Genomic DNA, 17,781 nt, shown 5'->3' with positions numbered 1-17,781 from the left:
CGTTCGTGCTGAGCTTGTCGAAGCACGAACGGGTTCTCGCCCTTCGACAGGCTCAGGGGGAACGGGGACTCTCCAGCCTGCCGCTCTCGGAAGCGATCCCCTACGTGGGGATATTCTTGCTTTCGGCGATGGCTTTCTTCGCCTCAGCGTAGATGCGGCTCCGCTCCTGGCTGACGATCGCGTCGACGTCGGCTGGTGAAAGGCCGATGCGGGATGCGAACGCGTTCAATGCCGCCCGTTCCTCCTTCGAGAGTCGCCCGTCAGCGAGGGCCATCGCAGCCATCCGCCGGAGCAGACGTTTTCCCTGCTCGGGCGTTGCAGGAACGGGCAACGAGGAATCATCCATTTTTCCGAAGATGCGCGCCTGCTGGATCATCGAATCGACCACGATTTTCCTGACCTTGCATCGTGCCGCGAACTCCCGAAGGAACTTCTCCTCGCGGTCGTCGATGACGTCGTCGGCCATCATGACATGAATCATGCACGCAAGGCCGATTTCCGCCGCGCCCGGCTCTTCGTCGGCCATGTCTTCGACGGCCGGCACCGGGAGAGGCGGAATTTCCCCCGGCACCTCGGGAGCGCCGGGAGTCCGGGCAGCCTGATTCGTCCGTTTTCCCTTCATGAGGCGGAACGTGTCCGGATTCACCGGAAGAACGGATTCGAGGACCCAGCCTTTCGAACCGTCGTTGCGGACGGTCTGACAATAGGGGCAGGTATGGTCGGTGACGTTCTGTTCGGGAGCCCCGCAGTTCGGGCAGTGGGCGCTGCTGAGGGAGAGCCTGACGTCCGTTTCGACGCCGTGCTTTCGGACGAACACGTAAAAATGGCGGCGCGGCGGCGAGATTCCGCCGATGACTTCCCGGCCGTCCGGCATCCGGCGGGTCGTCCGGCCGCTCCAGGCGATTTCGATCCAGACGCGGTCCAGCGGCTCGCCCGGCTCGATGAGCTTCGTATCGACGCTTCCGACGGCGCAGGAGGTGTAATACAGGCGCGTTCCGTCAGGCTCTTTCCGGATTTTCGCCGGAAACTCCTCCACGAACGAATCGAGAGCCAGCTTCGCGATCGTCTCGGGCGTGCCGAGGCGAACCGCCGCTTCATGGCGGTAGAAGGCGAGCGAGGCCAGGTCTTCCATCTGCTGAACGCTGAATCCGGCGTCGAGTCGGCGCATGGCGTCGAGGCCCGGCACGGCAGCCGCCTCCCGGACGGACCAGGCGGAGGCCTGCGTGATCTCGGAAAGCACCCAGTCGTATTCGCCGGACCGGAGGAAGGAGTTGCAGACCTCGCACTTCGCGGCCCGGTTCATGCTGACCGGAGCGCTGCAGTTCGGGCAGTAGCCTTCGATCAGGCCCTTGGCAAGGGATTTCGCCCCCGGCCTGCGCAGGAACGACCAGTATTCCTCGAACTCGCCCGAGTCGTCGGAAAGGCGCTTCCCGGACTTTGCGTCGACCTTGAAGTTTGTCGCGTGGGCTCTGAAATAGAGATGAAGCGTGTCGAATGTCTCGTCGGATTCGAGCTGGGCGATGCGGGCGTCATGAAGGGTGACGCTCTCGATCCGGTCGCGGATCCCCCGTTCCTGAAGTTCGGAGATCTGGAGACGGAACTTTTCATATATCGCATCGGATAGAAAAGCCTGCGCCTTTTCGAGCTTTTGATCCGACCACGCCTCCTGGATCAGCGCGAACGCCGTTTTCGCCCTGGAGAGCATCGCAACGGAATTCCAGGCGGGATCGCGCTTTTTCAGGGCAGATTCGGCCCTGTTCCGGCGCACCTGGTCCTGGGCGACGACGCCGCGGCGGATCGTGTAGTCGACGTACCGTTCGCCGCCTTCCCTGGCGGAATACACGACGACGGCGATGATCGTCAGGGCCAGCGGAATGCCGACGGCGGGGTATTCGATCGTCAGCCGCAGGAGGAGTTCGACCAGAAAGAAGATCAGGTCGGCATCGCCACCGCCACCGTACCGTCCGCCGCCGCCGGAACCTCCGCTTCCAAAGCCTTCGCCGCCGCCGGCACGCGCGAACGCCGCGACGGCGCAGAGCACCAGCAGGATTCCAAATCCGCCGGTGAGAAGGGCTCTGAGCGTGGATCTCTTCGGAATTATCCCGATGCGGGCGGGCCCCGAATCGAATCTCTTTCGCAGAATCATGAGATCACTTTCCCCCCGGAGGAACTCGTTTGTCAATGCCTTCCAGGAAAGGCAGGACCGGCGGTTTCATTCCAAACCGGCCGAAAAACAACGAGGCCGCCTCGGACTTTCTGGGAAGGCCGCCTTTGAGAAAAACCGTCACCGTGCGGGGCCGGCCATCCGGTTCCCGGGCGAACCCGGCGAACCACACCGCGCCGCGCATCGTTCCCGACTTTCCGAAGATCCGCATGCCAGGGATATCACAGGGCCATTCGATCGCGGAAACGAGGGGTTCGTTCGTTCCCGGCGAGGCGAATGTTCCATTGGCAAGTCGAACCATCATGTCATGAACCCGGGAGGGAGTGACGAGCAGGTCACCGCCCCAGACGGCGGCGTTCGTCCCCCCCCTCAGCCAATGCTCGGGAACGGATCCGTCCAGGATCCCGCTCCTGGCGGCATATTCGGTCAGTTTTTCGCGCCCGATGCGTCCGGAGACGGTCTCGAAAAACGCATTGCTCGAACGCAGCAGGGCATCCCGAAGGCCGAGCTCGCATATACCAGTCGCTATACGATCTTCCCGACAGGGAATCCTGGTGTCGGGCCGCAGCACGCCAGTCTCCAGCCCGGCCCAGGCGATGACCAGCTTGAACACGGAAGCCGGGCATGCCCGGCACGTCGCCAGCTCGGAATCGCCGCCAACGATGCGAACCGGTCCGGTCGCGACGGATTCGAGGATGATCCCTTTTTTCAGCCCGGCCTTCGATCCCGCGGCTGCGAGAACGCAGGGAACAGCTCCGCCGACCAGGCTATCGGCCAGCACGAGCAGGGCCATCATCAAGCCGGGCCAACCGAGACTCTTCCGTTTCATCATTTCTCCATCGCATCGGTCGTTCCATGTAAAACTACCGCCGCCGGGCAGGGGTTGTCGAATTACACTATACTACCAGTCATGGTGATTTCCACGCTTCACTGGTGGCTCGCCTGGTTGCTGTTCTGGGCGGCGGCCATCCCGTCCGAAGACGGCGGTTTCGTGAACCGTCGTGTCTGGTATTTCCCGAAAACCTTCGGCACATCCGGCGCTTCCCCCCACGGCCGCTGGTTTGAAGCCGTCGACAGCGGCGTATCGAACGACAGCCTGAACGTTCTGCTGATCGAACGGGCAAGACCGGGCGGCACTCCTCTTGCTGGGCGGTTGACGCCGCCGCTGTTCAAACTTCTCCTTGCGGATATCGACGGAAACGGCACGGATGACCTGATCGCCGGCGTCGAACGAACCATCCGGGGCCGGGTCTGGAAGCGGGTATATGTCTATGAATCCCGGCACCCGGATTTTCCGCCGCTCTGGCTCGGATCCCGCCTCTCGTTCGTGCTCGACGATTTCAACGTCGTCTCCGTTCGGGGCAGGCCGGGGCTGAGGGCCGTCGAACGGCGGTACGGGAGGAAGGTGACATCCGAGTATCTGTGGTATACTTTCGGCTTCAGGACAGTATCTTCAAGGGAGGACCCGACGCCATGAAGCGATCGTTCCTGCCGGCATTCCTGCTCGGCATCATCGTGTGTCTCGCCACCTGCACCGGAGTATCGGCCGCCGAAGAGGTGCTTTTCCGCAATCCGGGCGAGATCGCCGACCCGGTTTTCTCGCCCGACGGCTCCGCGATCGCCTTCACCCTGAACGCCGAGGGCCGGCGCTCCATCTGGCTGTATGAATTCGCGCACAAGGCCGCGAAACAGCTCGTCAGCGAAAAGGGAAACGCTGTCTCTCCCTCTTTTTCCCCAGACGGGCAGACCGTGTATTACTGTTCCGACACTGCCGGAAACTACGATCTCAAAGCGTTTTCCGTTGCTTCGGGCAGTTCGAGGAACATCACGACAACGCCCGAGGACGAATTCCGTGTCGAATGCGCCCGCGCGCAGTTCGCCGCAGCCGATGATGACACGGTATTATATGATAAATTATTTTTCCTCCAGGGGAAGGGCGGTTCCGGGAATCTCTGCTCGATTCGGTCGGACGGGCAGCCGACGCCGGGGCTTGTCGAGTATCTGCAGTTTCCCCAGGGCGACGTCAAGGTCAAGAACTGCATCCGGAAACAGGCCGATGGCTCGATGATCGTGACGCTCATTCCAGGCGCCTGGACGGAACTCGCTCTCAAAGGCGAGCCTGACACGCTTTTCGTGGCCGGCCCCGAGGGGCTGTGCAGCGCCGTCTACTGCAACATGGACCAGGAGCGGCAGCAGATCGGGATCGAGCTCCCCCCGATGAAGACGACCATGCACGAGGGCACGGCGGGCCTGCGGGATATCAGCTGGGCCCCCGATTTCGTTCACCTCTTCGTGTCCGGGTCGAAAGTGCCCGGCGCCTATGACATCCGGACCAGGACAAACGTCTCCTTCGGCCCGGTGAACCGTGTGTCGAAAATCGCCGCCGACCACCTGAACCGCCGGCTCGCGTGGATCGAGAAACAAAACGGCGAACATCGGCTGTGCATCGGCCTCGAGCCGCCAGATCCGCTCTGGTTCACCGGAAACATGAGCCATCCCCGGATCGACCTGGCCACCCCCGCTCTCGACATGATCCGTTCGCAGCGGTTCGTCGGCCGCCCCGCCACCTACCGGCAGTTTTTCGAAGTCTACGAAGGCAACCGGTATCACTGGCTCGACAGTTATATAACGGTCGATACGGTATGGTTCCTGTTCCACCTGTATTACGATTTCATTCTCAAGCAGCTCGAGAGAAGCGTCTTCCTGGACCGCATCACGGCGATCAACCGAGCGATGGCCGTCTCCGCGCGCAAGGCCGCCGAGAGCGCTTCAGGCGAGAGCCGGGCCCAGATCGCGAAAATCCAGGGCGTCTTCGAGATCGCGGCCCTTCTGTCGAACGAGACGCTCGACGGCGCCCTGAAAGCCGCGAAGCAGCTCCCCGCGACGATCCGCGATTCCATAGCGGCGGATCTTCGGAGCATCTTCGCCGCGAGCGGCCCCTCGGAATCGAAGGTCCTGGGCAGGAACGTCGACTTCAGCCAGTTCAAGGTTCGCGGACATTACGAGAAAGACCCGCGGCTGCAGGGTTATTTCAGGGTCATGATGGCGCTGTCCCAGCTTTCCCTGAAGGTCTTCGCCGACGACGGCAGGAGCCCCGGCCCTGATCTCCCGGCGATCGCGGCTCTCGTGGGCATCGCCGCGAACGCGAAGGTCGATGGGAAGCCGGTCATCGAAGCCGTCGAATCGATCTGCCGACCGCTGTCGTATCTGGTCGGGGAGTCGGAGGACATCGGCATCACCGACCTGCGCGGCCTTCTGCAGGGGATTCGCGTTCCGCCGACATCGAAAGCCCCGTCGGACGAGGAGTTTCAAAAGCTTCTGTTCGACAGGCTTGCCGCCTGGCCGAAGCCACGCCTGAACCCGTTGTCGGGCGTGCAGGTCGTCTTTTTCCCACAGCGGGTGACGCTGGACAGCGAAGTCATGCAGCGCCTCGTGTATCGGGCCGTCGGCACGGACGCGAACAAACGGCTTCTCCCGAAACTGCTCGACGTGATGGCCGCCCTCGGCTCGGACCGTGCGGAGAAGCTCCTGGTCGACTTCTACAAGGAGAACCGATACGAGAACTACCGTGAGTCGCTTGCCGAGGCGAGACAAGCCGTCAGCGCCCTTTCGGCCGGCGACTGGGAACGAAGCGCCTACAGAAGGTGGTTGAAGGGGTTCGCCGATCTGCTGAAGGACAACGGGCGAACGGCTCTCGAGCACACGGGCAGCGACGCCTGGACCGACCGCCTGCTCACGGCAGCGCTCGGAAGCCTCGTCACCCTCCGGCACGACACCCTGTTGTATAACAAGATGGGCGGGGCCGAAGCCGGCGAGGGCGGCGAGATCGAGGACTGGATGATCCGCCGCCTGCCGTCGGTCGCCGTCGATCCGTATCCGGAGGTGTTCGGCGGCCTTCGCCGGCTGACGGTCGAACTGTTCGGAAGGCTGTCGGCGCAGGGATACCTGCCGAAGAACGAACGCGACGAGGACTCGGACCAGGACTACGACGAGATCTTCCCGCTCACCTCCAAGGGCCTGACGTTGAAGATGATCGAGCTCCTCTCGCTCATGGAAACCTGCGCCGCGAAACAGGCCGCCGGTCAGCCCCTCACGCCCGCCGAGCATGAGAAGCTGTGGAGGTTCGGCGTCTGGTGCGAGCACCTGACGATCGCCCTGATCAGGCCCGACAAGGAGTTTTACAACTTCGTGCAGGAAGAGACGTCGCTCATCGCCGACGTGTTCAACGGCGACGGCACCTGTCTCGAGGTCGCGATCGGCCGCGTGTTCGAGCTGTGGGTCAGGTGCAACGGCCCCCGCGGCGAGCGCCTGCACCGGGGCGGCATCTTCTCGTTCTACGAGTTCGAACAACCGGTCTCGAACCGTCTGTCGGACGAAGACTGGCGGAAGATGATGCGCGACGGGAAAGCCCCTCCCCCGCCCGGCTGGACTTCCTCGTATCTTTCGGGTGACGCCACAAAACTGGATTTCAAGGATGGCTGGTATGAGGAAGAGGATGTTTCGGGCGGGGACAACTGACCAGCGTTTCCGTAGGGGCGGCTTTGAAACCCGCCCCTACATAGCATCTTCTATTCATTCAACCCGCCTGTTTCCATGAGCCCGTGGCTGATCTGGTTGCTGCTCGGGCTCGTCGACCATCTCTGGCTGAGGATCGAATTCGCGGGCGATCTTGCGCTCGGCCGTGAGATTCCGCGACGCATCGAATCGATCGGGGCCGACCGGTATTTCTCGTCGCTCAGGGAGCATCTGCGCACCGCCGATCTGGCCGTCTCGAACCTGGAAGGCTCGGTGAAAACCGGTGTCGGAACATCCTCCAAAACGATGCGCCACGATCTTTCCTTCGACGCGGAAGCGCTGAATTGTCTGCCGCAGAGCGGCTTTTCCGCCTTCGGGCTGGCGAACAACCATGCCCGGGACGGCGGCCCCGGCAGCCTCGAGCGCACGATCGCGGAGCTTTCGGCAATCGGACTCACGGGATTCGCCGGCCGTCACGAGTTTCTGATCAAAGGCATACCGATCGTGATTCTTGCCGCCGATCTCACGGGCTCCCCACCGGGCGGCAGGCGGTATCGGAACCTCGTGAACCAGGTCGCGAGCGACTCGCGCGAAAACCTGACGTTCGTTTTCCTGCACGTCGGCATCGAGGACACAGAGTATGTCTCGCCGGCAGAACGGAGCTTCGCCAAGGCCCTGATCGATGCGGGCGCGGCCGGCGTGTTCGGACACCATCCGCATCGGATCAAGTCTGGCGGGAGCATTGGCGGGCGCCCCGTCTTTCACTCCCTCGGAAGCGTCCTGTTCGACCGCTCCCGCAAGCCTGATTGTTACGGACTCCTCGTCAGAGTTCACGTATGGGCCGGGGTTCCGCTCGCGTGGGAAACGCATGCCATCCACATGCAACCCGTCACGCATCAGCCGAACGTCATGTCCCCTTCACTCGCTCGAAACACATCAGCGCGATGACACCGTTTCATGACAAGCGTGTTTCCGCGTCAAAACGCAGCGCCGGCGAAGCCTATCGGCTTCGCCGGCGCTCGAGTTTTTCCGGCATGGATCAGCGGAAGAAGGTCGTCACCCCGAAGACGACTCTATAGTTGTAGCCATACCGCTGGTCGTTCGTGACGGCGACGGGCACGCCGACCTCGAACGCGAAGTTCTCGGTCGGTGTGTAGCGCAGGCCGGGGGTCACGTCGATCTTCAGGCCTTCCGCGCCCCAGTCCTGGCCGTTCACTTCGGCCATGACGGTGACGTTGTTGGTGTGCGGGTATTCGAGGCCGATATTATAGTAAAAGATATCGGCAAGTCCGTCGGGGTAGAACTGGGTGTTCGGGTCGCCGGTCATCACGTAGCCCAGGTTCAGGTGGGCGATGACGCGCTCGAAGTTCTTGCTGAAGGCCGTGTAGACCTCGAAGTCGGTCTTGCCGGTTCCCAGCCCCTTGGCGTCGCTGCCGGTGGGGAACTTGAACCCGAGGCCGAACGCGCCGCGCGTTTGATACTGGGGATTATCGAACACGCGGTATTTGAACGCGAGTTTCGAGTCACCGCTTCCGGATTCGCGGAAATCCTTCGACCAGAGGATGCGGGACTTGATGGTGTAGTTGAGAATCGGCATCGAGAACGCGAACTCGAGGTCGTTCGTCACCGAATAATTGAAGAACAGCGGAATCTCGAGCAGGTCGCCGCTTTCGCCGCTCGCCAGGACGCGGTCGTAGACGCGGTCGAGGGTGAACCAGCTCGAATGGAAGCCCATCTTGAACGAGCCTTCCTTGCTGACGTCGGCCGACGTGGTGGTGAACAGGCCGGTCAGACCCATCATGTTGCAGGCCAGCACGCGGGTCACGGCTTCGCCCAGGGGGGCCGTCATCATCGCGTCGCGGCTGACGGGCGGCAGGGTCGTTCGTGACGGGTCGGGCAGACTGGACACGGGAGGCAACCTCAGGGGTTCCTGCGAATAGATCTCCTGATCGGTCGACCGGATGGAGGGAAGCGGAGCCGGCTGATTCGCGTAGGGAGCCGGAACCGGCATGACCGGCGCCGGTGCCGGGGTGATCATCGTATCGGAACTGCTGGAAACGATCGGAGCGGAAGAGCGTTTCTTCGGCTTCGCTTTTTTCGCCTTTTTCTTCACGCCGCTCTTTGCGGAAGCCGGCGTGATGGCGCTCCCTCCCGTGTCGGAGCTCCCGGCAGCTGGAGAGAGAGCGGACGCGCTCACGGGGGGCAGGGCCGCACCAGTCGCGTCAGCCGACGATGGAACGGACGTCGTGATCGCCGGCAGGGAACCGGCCTGGCCCATGGCGGGGCTGGCATCGGCGACGCGCCGGTACGGGCTGACCGGTTGCCGCCTGACGCTGGAGATGAAGGAACTACTGAACCCCGACTGCTTCAACTGATTCTGGACCTCGGGCTGCAGGTATTCCTGCGCGCCCGCGGGCAGAGCCAGCAGAGACGCAGCCAGGGCCAATATCGCGGTGTTTCTGCTCATGCCTCGCTCCTTGCTGTCCGGTTCGCCGGACACACTGAGTCACCTCGGCCTCATCGGCACGAAGCATGAATTTCTTAACGGATATTTTTTCAGGCAGGGGAATTCTTTTCGCAACCTCAAAATCAGCGATGTCGGCGGAATGACCGCCCCGGCTCATTCCCCTCGGAATTCAGGAATCCTGGCGGTGGTACCAGAACCAGCTGGTCGCCCTGAACCTGGGCGCGAACGGGCACAGAATGAAGGTGAGCAGAACGAGAAGCATTCTCGGAAGGCTCTCCATCTTGCGGCCGGATGTCTCGATGTTCGGAGAGGAGATGATCCGGAAAGGCATCCGATGCTGTTTTCCCCAGCGAACGAGCCGTCGTGAAAACCAGATTTCCTCACTTGCATACACTTTTTCTGAAAAACCGCCCGTATCGGCGAAGGCATCGGCGCGGCAAAAGAGAAAGCAGCCGGCCGCAAGCGAGAAACTGCGGGAAATCGCCGACCACAATTCGAGAAGCTTCCTGTAGAAAAGGTTCATCGGCCTGTCGAACGTGACCATGGCGCCGCCGCCGCTCCAGCCCTTCTCGTGCATGGCGTCGAGGGCCGCGGCGAGCAGAGGTCCGCTCACGAACGTGTCGGCGTCGATGAAGAGGAGATACCGGCCGCGCGCCGCCCGGGCCCCGGCGTTTCGCGCGCGAGAGATCTGGTTGACGGGCTCGAAGACGACGCGCGCGCCGCGTTCGCGGGCGACCTCGGAGGTCCTGTCGCGGGAGTTGTTGTCCACAACGATGACCTCGCCGGGCCACGGCACCCCGGCCATGGCCGCGTTCACCGCCGCCAGGCAGGCCGGCAGCAGCTTTTCCTCGTTATAGGCCGGAACGATGACCGAATACAGCGGAGTCACAGTTTCAGAATCCTGCATGTTTCCCATCGTATCATCCCGCCCTGCCGGATGACACGGTGTCGGAAAAAATGGTCACTTCAGGAACACAGGGGCCGATAAGGCCCTCGAAGGGCCACTTCCGAAGCGCGGGAAATCCGGCGGATATCTTACCCACACCCCGGGTCGGCGGGCGTACAGGCGAAGGTGATGTTGCCGTCGGCGATGTCGAGGCGGGCGGTGCCGCCGTTTTTCAGTTCGCCAAACAGGATACGGTCGGCGAGCTCGTCCTTGATCTCGCGCTGGATGACGCGGCCGAGGGGGCGGGCGCCGAAACGCGGGTCGTGGCCCTTCACGGCGAGATGGTCGCGCAGGGCGTCGGAGATCACCAGGTTCACCTTCTTCTCGGCCAGCTGGCGGTTCAACTCGCCGATCAGCTTGTCGACGATGCGCCGCATGACGTCGCGGTTGAGGGCGTTGAAGTGGATGATGGCGTCGAGCCGGTTGCGGAACTCGGGGCTGAACGCCTTTTCCACCGCCTCGCGACCGCGCCACTGGACGTGGCCGCTCTGGTCGCCGAAGCCGATCGCCCCCTTGCTCATCTCGCGTGCGCCGGCGTTCGAGGTCATCACGAGGATGACGTGGCGGAAATCGGCCTTGCGGCCGGTGTTGTCGGTGAGGGTCGCGTCGTCCATCACCTGCAATAGTATTCCATATATATCCTGATGCGCTTTCTCGATCTCGTCGAGGAGCAGGACGCAGTTCGGCTGTTTGCGGATCGCGTCGGTGAGCTGGCCGCCCTGCTCGAAGCCGACGTAGCCGGGAGGCGCGCCGATCAGACGTGAGACGGCGTGCTTTTCCATATACTCGCTCATATCGAATCGCAGGAACGAGACGCCGAGCGCCTGCGCCATCTGGCGCGAGACTTCGGTCTTGCCGACGCCCGTCGGGCCGGCGAACAGGAAGCAGCCCACCGGCCTCCGCTCGCCGCCGAGGCCGGCGCGCGAGCGCTTGATGCAGGTCACGAGGGCCTTGATGGCCTCGTCCTGGCCGAAGATGACGCCGCGAAGGACGTCGTCGAGCGCCTTGAGCCGATCGGCGTCCGACGTCGAGACGCGGGCGGCGGGAATCCGCGCCATGCGCGAGACGGCCTTTTCGATATCGCGCACGCGGACGGTCTTTCGCTTCTCGTATTTCGGCGACAGCTTGAGCAGGGCGGCCGCCTCGTCGATCAGGTCGATCGCCTTGTCGGGCAGGAACTTCTCGGTGAGATGCCGCGCCGCCAGATCGACCGCGGCCTTCAGGGCCGCATTCGTATACGTCACGCCATGGAACGTCTCGTATGAACCACGAAGTCCGTGCAGCACGCGCAGCGCTTCGGCCTTCGTCGGCTCGGCAAGGTCGATTTTCTGGAACCGGCGCGCGAAGGCACGGTCCTTCTCGAAATGGTTTTTGAACTCCTCGTAGGTGCTCGTGCCGATGCATCGCACACGTCCGCTGTTCAGCAGGGGCTTGAGCAGGTTCGCCGCGTCCATCGAGCCGCCGCTCACCGAGCCGGCGCCGACGATCGTGTGAATCTCGTCGACGAACAGGATGACCTTCTCCTGCTTCTCGAGCGCCTTGATGACGGCTTTCAGCCGCGCCTCGAAATCGCCGCGGTACCGCGTTCCCGCGAGCAGGGCGCCCATGTCGAGGGCGAAGACGCGGAAGCCGGCCAGCGTCGGAGGCACCTTTTCCTCCTGGATCATCCGGGCCAGGCCTTCGACGATCGCCGTCTTGCCCACCCCGGGCTCGCCGACGAATACGACGTTGTTCTTCCGCCGGCGCGCGAGCACCGTGATGGCGCGCTGCAGTTCGGAATGCCTGCCGACCAGCGGATCGATCTGGCCGGCGGCGGCCTTCTCGTTCAGACACTGGGCGAACTGGCCCAGCGGGTCCTTCACCGGCTTTTCACCGGCTTCCTCGCCTCCCGCGTGCTCCTCGCCGCCGGTCAGCGGCTCTTCGCCGTTTTCGGTTCCGCCGCGGCTCTCCGGCTCGTCATACTCGTCGGCCTTCGACACGCCATGCGAAATATACTCAAGAATATCCAGTCGGGAGATCTCCTCGACCGTCAGAATTTTCACGGCATGGGAGTCGGGTTCCTGAAGAATAGCGGCAAGGATATCACCCGCGTCGGCCTCTTCCTTCTCGGCGGCCTGCACGTGCAGGAGAGCGCGCTGGATGACCCGCTCGAAGCCCACGCTCGGCTGGGGATCGAGGTCGGAGTCGGCCGGCAGTTTCGGCACCTTGTCCGCGAAGAAGTCTTCGAGTGCCTTCTTCATGCGGTCGATGTTTCCCCCGCACGCGCGCAGTATCTCCCGGCCAAGACCGTCGAACAGGCAGCCGTAGAGGATGTGCTCCGGCGTCAGATACTCGTCGCGCCGGTCGCTCGCTTCCCGGATGACGGAATGAAGCGTTATTTCGAGGTCACGCTGAATCTTCGGCATGTCAGACTTTCTCCATCGCGCACTGGAGGGGGAAACCCCTCTCGCGGGCCATCACTTTCACGGTCTCGACCTTGGTTTCGGCGATATCCCGCACGTACACCCCGGCGAGCCCTCGTCCGTTGCGATGCACGTGAAGCATGATCTGCGTGGCATCCATGGTCGATTTGTGGAACACTTTCTGAAGCACTTCGATGACGAACTCCATCGTCGTGTAATCGTCGTTCAGCAGGAACACCCGGAACATCGGAGGCTCATCGACCTTGTGCCTCGTCTTTTCGAGCAGTTCCTGATCGGGACGTGCATTCGTTCCCGCCATTCCTCTGCGCTCCTTTACGCCCCGGCGCCGTCGGCCTGCGACGCCTCCTCGATCAGTTTCTGAAGTTCTTCCCAGCGCTCCATGCGCTTCCCGATCTCGTCGCCGACCTGGGTGTGATGCCGTGAAAGGTCGACGATTCCCTCCCGGCCGAGTTCGGCGGGCGGGTCGGCAAGTCGGGCCTCGAGTTCCCGTTGTCGGGTCTCGAGGGCGTTGATCGCGTCTTCGACCTCTCGGAGTTCGCGCTCCCACCGCTGCCGCTGGTTCGTCTGCCGTTTCCGCTCCTTCCAGGCCTCACGGGCATCGTCCTTGCCTGAATCGCTTTCGGTCGCCGCCGTTCCTCCGAGGGGCGCAACCGTCTCACGTTCAGCCATGCGGTGAGACATCGACCAGAGATACTGGCTGTAGTTGCCCTCGTAGAGGAAGGCCTTTCCGTCGCGGATCGCGAGGATGCGTGTCGCGAGGCAATCGAGAAAGAACCGGTCATGCGAAACGATGATAAGCGTTCCGGGAAATGCGTCGAGCGCTTCCAGCAGCGCTTCGCGGCTCGAGATATCGAGGTGATTCGTCGGCTCATCGAGCATCAGAAGATTGCACGGTCGCAGCATCAGGCGGGCCAGGCCCAAGCGGCTCTTCTCGCCGCCGGAGAGAACTCTCACGGGTTTCTCGACATCGTCTCCCGAGAACAGGAACACGCCGAGAAGGCTGCGGAGCTGCGGAACCATGTCGAACGGGGCGTCTCGAAGCATGCGGTTCCAGATCGTCTCTTCGGGTTCGAAGCTGATCTCCTCGTCCTGCGCGAAGTACCCGAACCGGACCTTGTAGCCCCACTCGACGCGGCCCGCGTGGGCGGCGTCCTGGCCGGCCAGGATGCGCATGAGCGTCGTCTTGCCGGCGCCGTTTTCGCCGATGATCGCAAGCCGGTCGCCTCGCCTGATCGTAAAATCGAGCCCTTCGAGCACCACGTGGTCGCCGTACCGGCGGCCGATCTTCTCGGCCTTCGCGACGAGCTCCCCGCTTTCGGGGCACGGCGGGAAGTCGAAATCGAGCTTGGGGGCCGCACGCGCCTGGTCGATGCGATCGATCTTCTCGAGCTGTTTGATGCGGCTCTGCACCTGGGAGGCTTTCGACGCCTTATAGCGAAACCGTTCGATGAAATCCTGCACCCGCTTCCGCTCGCGGTCCTGGCGGTCCTGCGCGGCGGCTGCCTCGCGGGCCCATTGTTCGCGGGCCTCGAGGAAGTCGGTGTAGTTGCCCCGCCAGGTGCGGGCCCCCTCTGGCATCAGTGCGACGACCGAGTCGGCAAGCTTGTCGAGGAAGTAGCGGTCGTGGGAGACCATCAGGATCCCGCCCGGATACGACGCGAGATACTCCTCGAGGAAGGCGATCGAGGAGATGTCGAGGTAGTTCGTCGGCTCGTCGAGCAGCAGGTAATCGGGCTCGCTCAGCAGGAGACGCGCAAAATACGCACGCATCTGCCAGCCGCCGGAAAACGTCTTCAGGGGGTCGTGAAATCGTTCCTCGGGAAAGCCGAGTCCCTTCAGGATCCTGATGGTGCGCGCCTGCCAAGTGTATCCGCCGGCGCGGTCGAAACGTGCCAGCAGGCTGTGGTGTCGGTCATGTATAGCCGCAGATATATCGCCGGCCGAGATACGCTCCTCGACGACGGCGATCTCGTCCCGGATCTGCTGGAGGCCGGAAAACGCCTGCGCGGCGAGCGTCCAGAGGGTCGCGTCGACGCCCGCCTCGCCCCACTCGGGATCGTTCTCGAGAAAGATCTCCTGCGGCAGATATCCGACCCGTGTCTCGCGAGGCCGGGTGACCGCGCCGTCGTCGGCCGTCTCGACGCCGCGAATGATGCGCATCAGCGTCGATTTGCCCGAGCCGTTGTGGCCGACGAGGGCGATGCGCTCGCCGGGGTTGACGACGAACGTCACGTTCCGGAACAGGGTCCGGACGCTGAACGATTTCGAGAGATTCCGTATCTGAAGCGACATATCGGAGTGCTGCATTGTATCACGGCTTCGGCCTGCACTCAACATGGAACGACTGGCACTCCGATGGCCAAGCGCCGAAGCCGGCGCGCCGGACGGACTTTGTATATTTTCTCTTACACAACGACGACCGCGGCGGCTCTTCTGGAGATGTCATCGAAGTCTTGTTCCGATGTCCCGATACCTCTATAATCCGATCCGGGCCCCGTCGGTTCGCGAACCTCCGCAACTGATGCGAACCGATATCCCAGGCCCCGTCGAGGTAGATTCATCATGAAGATCCGCCCATTCGCACTCGAGCGTTACTTTGCGCGATACGAGTTTTCGACCCCCTGGCTGCTCTGTTCGTCTGACTGCGAGAGCATGACGGTCGGCGACCTGCTGGCGCTCGACCCCGGCGCGGAGGAACGGCTTTCCGCGCTCTGGCTCGGGTATACGGAAAGCCTCGGGCATCCCGATCTCAGGCAAGCGATCGCTTCGCTCTACGAACGCATCCCAGCCGACCAGATTCTTGTTCACGCCGGCGCGGAGGAAGCGATCTTCACGTTCATGAACGTCGCTCTCGAGCCGGGTGACCAGCTCATCGTGCATGCCCCGTATTACCAGTCGCTCGGGGAAGTGGCTCGCAGTATCGGCGCACAGGTGACCGAGTGGCCTGGCGATCCTGCAGGAAGCTGGGAACTGGACATCGAGGTACTCAAACGCTCTATCACCGACCGGACGCGTGTCGTGGCAATCAATGCTCCCCACAACCCGACAGGTTTCGTTCCGTCACAAGCGTTTCTCGAGGAACTCTCGGCGCTCTCGGAACAGCACGGATTCATCGTCTTCTCCGACGAGGTGTACCGCGGGCTCGAACATGGCTGCCCCACCCTCCCGGCGTTCGCCGACATCAACCCTCGCGCCGTTTCCCTCGGCGTCATGTCGAAGACCTACGGTCTCCCCGGGCTTCGGATCGGCTGGCTCGCAACGCGAAACGACGCCCTGTTCCGCGAGATTGCCGCGTTCAAGGACTACACCACGATCTGTTCCAGCGCTCCTGCGGAGTTTCTCGCGACGCTCGCGCTGCGCCACAGAAAGCCGATCGTCGAGCGCAACCTGAGAATCATCCGCCACAATCTCGATCTGCTCGACACGTTTTTCGGCAGACACCCTGATCTCTTCCGCTGGCGAAGGCCGAAAGCCGGGCCCATCGCATTTCCAGCCCTGCTCCGGGGATCCGTCGCCGAGTTCTGCGAGGATCTCGTCCGGAAAGCAGGCGTTCTGCTCCTCCCGGGAAGTCTGTACGGCCCGATATACAATGCGTTTCGGATCGGTTTCGGCCGGAAGAATCTTCCCGACGCTCTCGACCGTCTGAAGAAGCATCTCGAGACATCAATCGGAACCTGAGACGATCATCACGCCAGGATCATTCCCAATCCCCGCAACTGCTGATATCATGCGAAGAGATGACCAGGGAGGATCAAGATGACCGAGCATACCGGGCTGTACAAACCTTCGCTTGCCCTGCTGACCGATCTGTATGAACTGACGATGGCCTATTCCTACTGGAAGTCGGGAACGGCGGACAAGGAGGCGGTCTTCACGCTGTTTTTCCGGGAAAACCCGTTTCACGGCGGTTTTGCGATCGCGTGCGGCATCCAGCCGGCGCTCGATTTTCTCGCGAAGTTTCATTTCGACGACGAGGACATCGCGTATCTCTGGTCGCTGAAAGGCAACGACGGCCAGTCTTTGTTCGAAAAGGGGTTCCTGGATTTTCTGTCCGGCCTGCGATTCGCCTGCGATGTCGAAGCCGTCCGGGAGGGCACGGTCGTCTTCGCCCAGGAGCCGCTGATCAGGGTAAAAGGGCCGATCATGCATGCCCAGCTCGTCGAAACGGCGCTGCTCACGATCATCAATTTCCAGACGCTTATCGCCACCAAGGCCGCCAGAATCTGTCATGCGACGCGTGGCGAGCAGGTGCTCGAGTTCGGCCTACGGCGGGCCCACGGCATCGACGGCGGTCTTGCAGCAAGCCGGGCGGCATATGTCGGCGGCTGTCATGCAACATCGAATGTGCTGGCGGGCAGGCTGTACGGCATTCCCGTTCGCGGGACGCACGCGCACAGCTGGATCATGTCGTTCGACTCCGAGCTCGAAGCGTTCGACGCCTACGCGGACGCGCTTCCCAACAACTGCGTGTTTCTCGTCGACACCTACGACACGCTCGAAGGGGTCAAAAACGCCGCGATCGTCGGCACACGCCTGAAGGAGCGCGGGCACAAACTTGTCGGCATCCGCCTCGACTCGGGCGATCTTGCCTATCTCAGTCGCGAAGCCAGGCGCATTCTCGACGAGGCCGGATTCATAGACGCAGCTATATTTGCCAGCAACGATCTCGACGAGCACATCATCGCGAGCCTCAAGGAGCAGGGCGCCGCCATCGCCGTCTGGGGGGTCGGCACAAAGCTCGTGACGGCATTCGACCAGCCGGCCCTGGGCGGCGTCTACAAGCTGACGTCGGTCAAGCGGCCGGGCGAGGAGTGGAAGCACCCGATCAAGCTTTCCGAGCAGCACATCAAGATCACCACGCCGGGCCATCTCCAGGTGCGAAGATTCAGGCGTTCGGGCGAGTGCTCCGCCGATCTCATTTTCGACGAACTGACGGGCTGTCCGGCCGAACCGGTCATGGTCGACCCCCTCGATCAGACCCGGAGACGGAAACTCGGAAGCGATCTGACGGCCGAAGATCTGCTGCAACCGGCCTTCCGGAGGGGGCACCCCGTCTTCGAGCACGAGCCACTCGAAGCGGCACGAAAGCGGACCTACGATCAGCTTGCCGGGTTCCATGGCGGCATCAAGCGCTTCGTGAACCCGCATCGGTATCCCGTCGGCCTCGAACTGGGGCTGCACGAGATGAAGACGACCCTGATCCTGAAGGCCCGCGGCTTCGCAAAATAGGAACGAAGGAACACGTGATCCGCAGATGACGGAGCTT

Annotated in this window: 12 protein-coding genes; 5 read left to right on the top strand and 7 right to left on the bottom strand. The window is 62.7% G+C overall.

Features of this window, described 5'->3' with window-relative positions; all coding sequences use genetic code 11:
- Positions 1–100: 100 nt before the first annotated feature.
- Together PLU72_07340 and PLU72_07335 are read right to left on the bottom strand one after the other, a co-directional pair.
- Positions 101–2,146 (bottom strand): TIM44-like domain-containing protein, encoded by a 2,046-nt coding sequence (locus tag PLU72_07340; protein HOT27987.1) that lies wholly within the window; start codon positions 2,144–2,146, stop codon positions 101–103.
- Between the two features lie 4 nt (positions 2,147–2,150).
- A complete protein-coding gene (locus PLU72_07335) occupies positions 2,151–2,996 on the bottom strand; it encodes a penicillin-binding transpeptidase domain-containing protein (GenBank protein HOT27986.1) in 846 nt (281 codons plus the stop codon).
- 78 nt (positions 2,997–3,074) lie between these two features.
- Between PLU72_07335 and PLU72_07330 the strand changes: the two genes are divergently transcribed.
- The 3 genes from PLU72_07330 to PLU72_07320 all read left to right on the top strand — a co-directional run bounded on the left by PLU72_07330 (position 3,075) and on the right by PLU72_07320 (position 7,627).
- Entirely contained in the window at positions 3,075–3,641 is a 567-nt protein-coding gene (locus PLU72_07330) for a hypothetical protein (protein ID HOT27985.1), read from the top strand.
- Positions 3,638–6,682 (top strand): DUF3160 domain-containing protein, encoded by a 3,045-nt coding sequence (locus PLU72_07325; protein HOT27984.1) that lies wholly within the window; start codon positions 3,638–3,640, stop codon positions 6,680–6,682. Before PLU72_07330 ends, PLU72_07325 begins: the two co-directional genes overlap by 4 nt.
- A gap of 75 nt (positions 6,683–6,757) precedes the next feature.
- Positions 6,758–7,627 carry a CapA family protein gene (locus PLU72_07320; protein HOT27983.1) on the top strand — a complete coding sequence of 290 codons (870 nt, stop codon included), beginning with the start codon at positions 6,758–6,760 and terminating at the stop codon, positions 7,625–7,627.
- Positions 7,628–7,718: 91 nt separating this feature from the next.
- On the opposite strand, the gene PLU72_07315 is transcribed toward PLU72_07320, so the two are convergent.
- The 5 genes from PLU72_07315 to PLU72_07295 form a co-directional block, all read right to left on the bottom strand.
- Positions 7,719–9,146, bottom strand: a complete 1,428-nt coding sequence (locus tag PLU72_07315) for a transporter (protein ID HOT27982.1) — start codon at positions 9,144–9,146, stop codon at positions 7,719–7,721.
- Between the two features lie 169 nt (positions 9,147–9,315).
- Complete coding sequence (locus PLU72_07310) at positions 9,316–10,035, bottom strand: glycosyltransferase (GenBank protein ID HOT27981.1); 720 nt, start codon at positions 10,033–10,035, stop codon at positions 9,316–9,318.
- Positions 10,036–10,181: 146 nt separating this feature from the next.
- Positions 10,182–12,497, bottom strand: coding sequence for an ATP-dependent Clp protease ATP-binding subunit ClpA (clpA, locus tag PLU72_07305; GenBank protein ID HOT27980.1), 2,316 nt, complete (start codon positions 12,495–12,497; stop codon positions 10,182–10,184).
- A gap of 1 nt (position 12,498) precedes the next feature.
- Positions 12,499–12,813 carry an ATP-dependent Clp protease adapter ClpS gene (clpS, locus tag PLU72_07300; GenBank protein HOT27979.1) on the bottom strand — a complete coding sequence of 105 codons (315 nt, stop codon included), beginning with the start codon at positions 12,811–12,813 and terminating at the stop codon, positions 12,499–12,501.
- Between the two features lie 14 nt (positions 12,814–12,827).
- Positions 12,828–14,822 carry an ABC-F family ATP-binding cassette domain-containing protein gene (locus PLU72_07295; protein ID HOT27978.1) on the bottom strand — a complete coding sequence of 665 codons (1,995 nt, stop codon included), beginning with the start codon at positions 14,820–14,822 and terminating at the stop codon, positions 12,828–12,830.
- A gap of 255 nt (positions 14,823–15,077) precedes the next feature.
- On the opposite strand from PLU72_07295, the gene PLU72_07290 reads away from it, so the two are divergent.
- Both PLU72_07290 and PLU72_07285 read left to right on the top strand, forming a co-directional pair.
- Entirely contained in the window at positions 15,078–16,193 is a 1,116-nt protein-coding gene (locus tag PLU72_07290) for an aminotransferase class I/II-fold pyridoxal phosphate-dependent enzyme (GenBank protein HOT27977.1), read from the top strand.
- A gap of 78 nt (positions 16,194–16,271) precedes the next feature.
- The gene (locus PLU72_07285) at positions 16,272–17,744 is read left to right on the top strand and encodes a nicotinate phosphoribosyltransferase (protein HOT27976.1); all 1,473 of its coding nucleotides are present in this window, start codon (positions 16,272–16,274) and stop codon (positions 17,742–17,744) included.
- Positions 17,745–17,781 lie beyond the last annotated feature (37 nt).

The organism is Candidatus Ozemobacteraceae bacterium (assembly GCA_035373905.1).
GTDB lineage: Bacteria > Muiribacteriota > Ozemobacteria > Ozemobacterales > Ozemobacteraceae > MWAR01.
The sequence above is the reverse complement of the archived record's forward strand: the minus strand, read 5'-3'. Positions and strand labels throughout refer to the sequence as shown.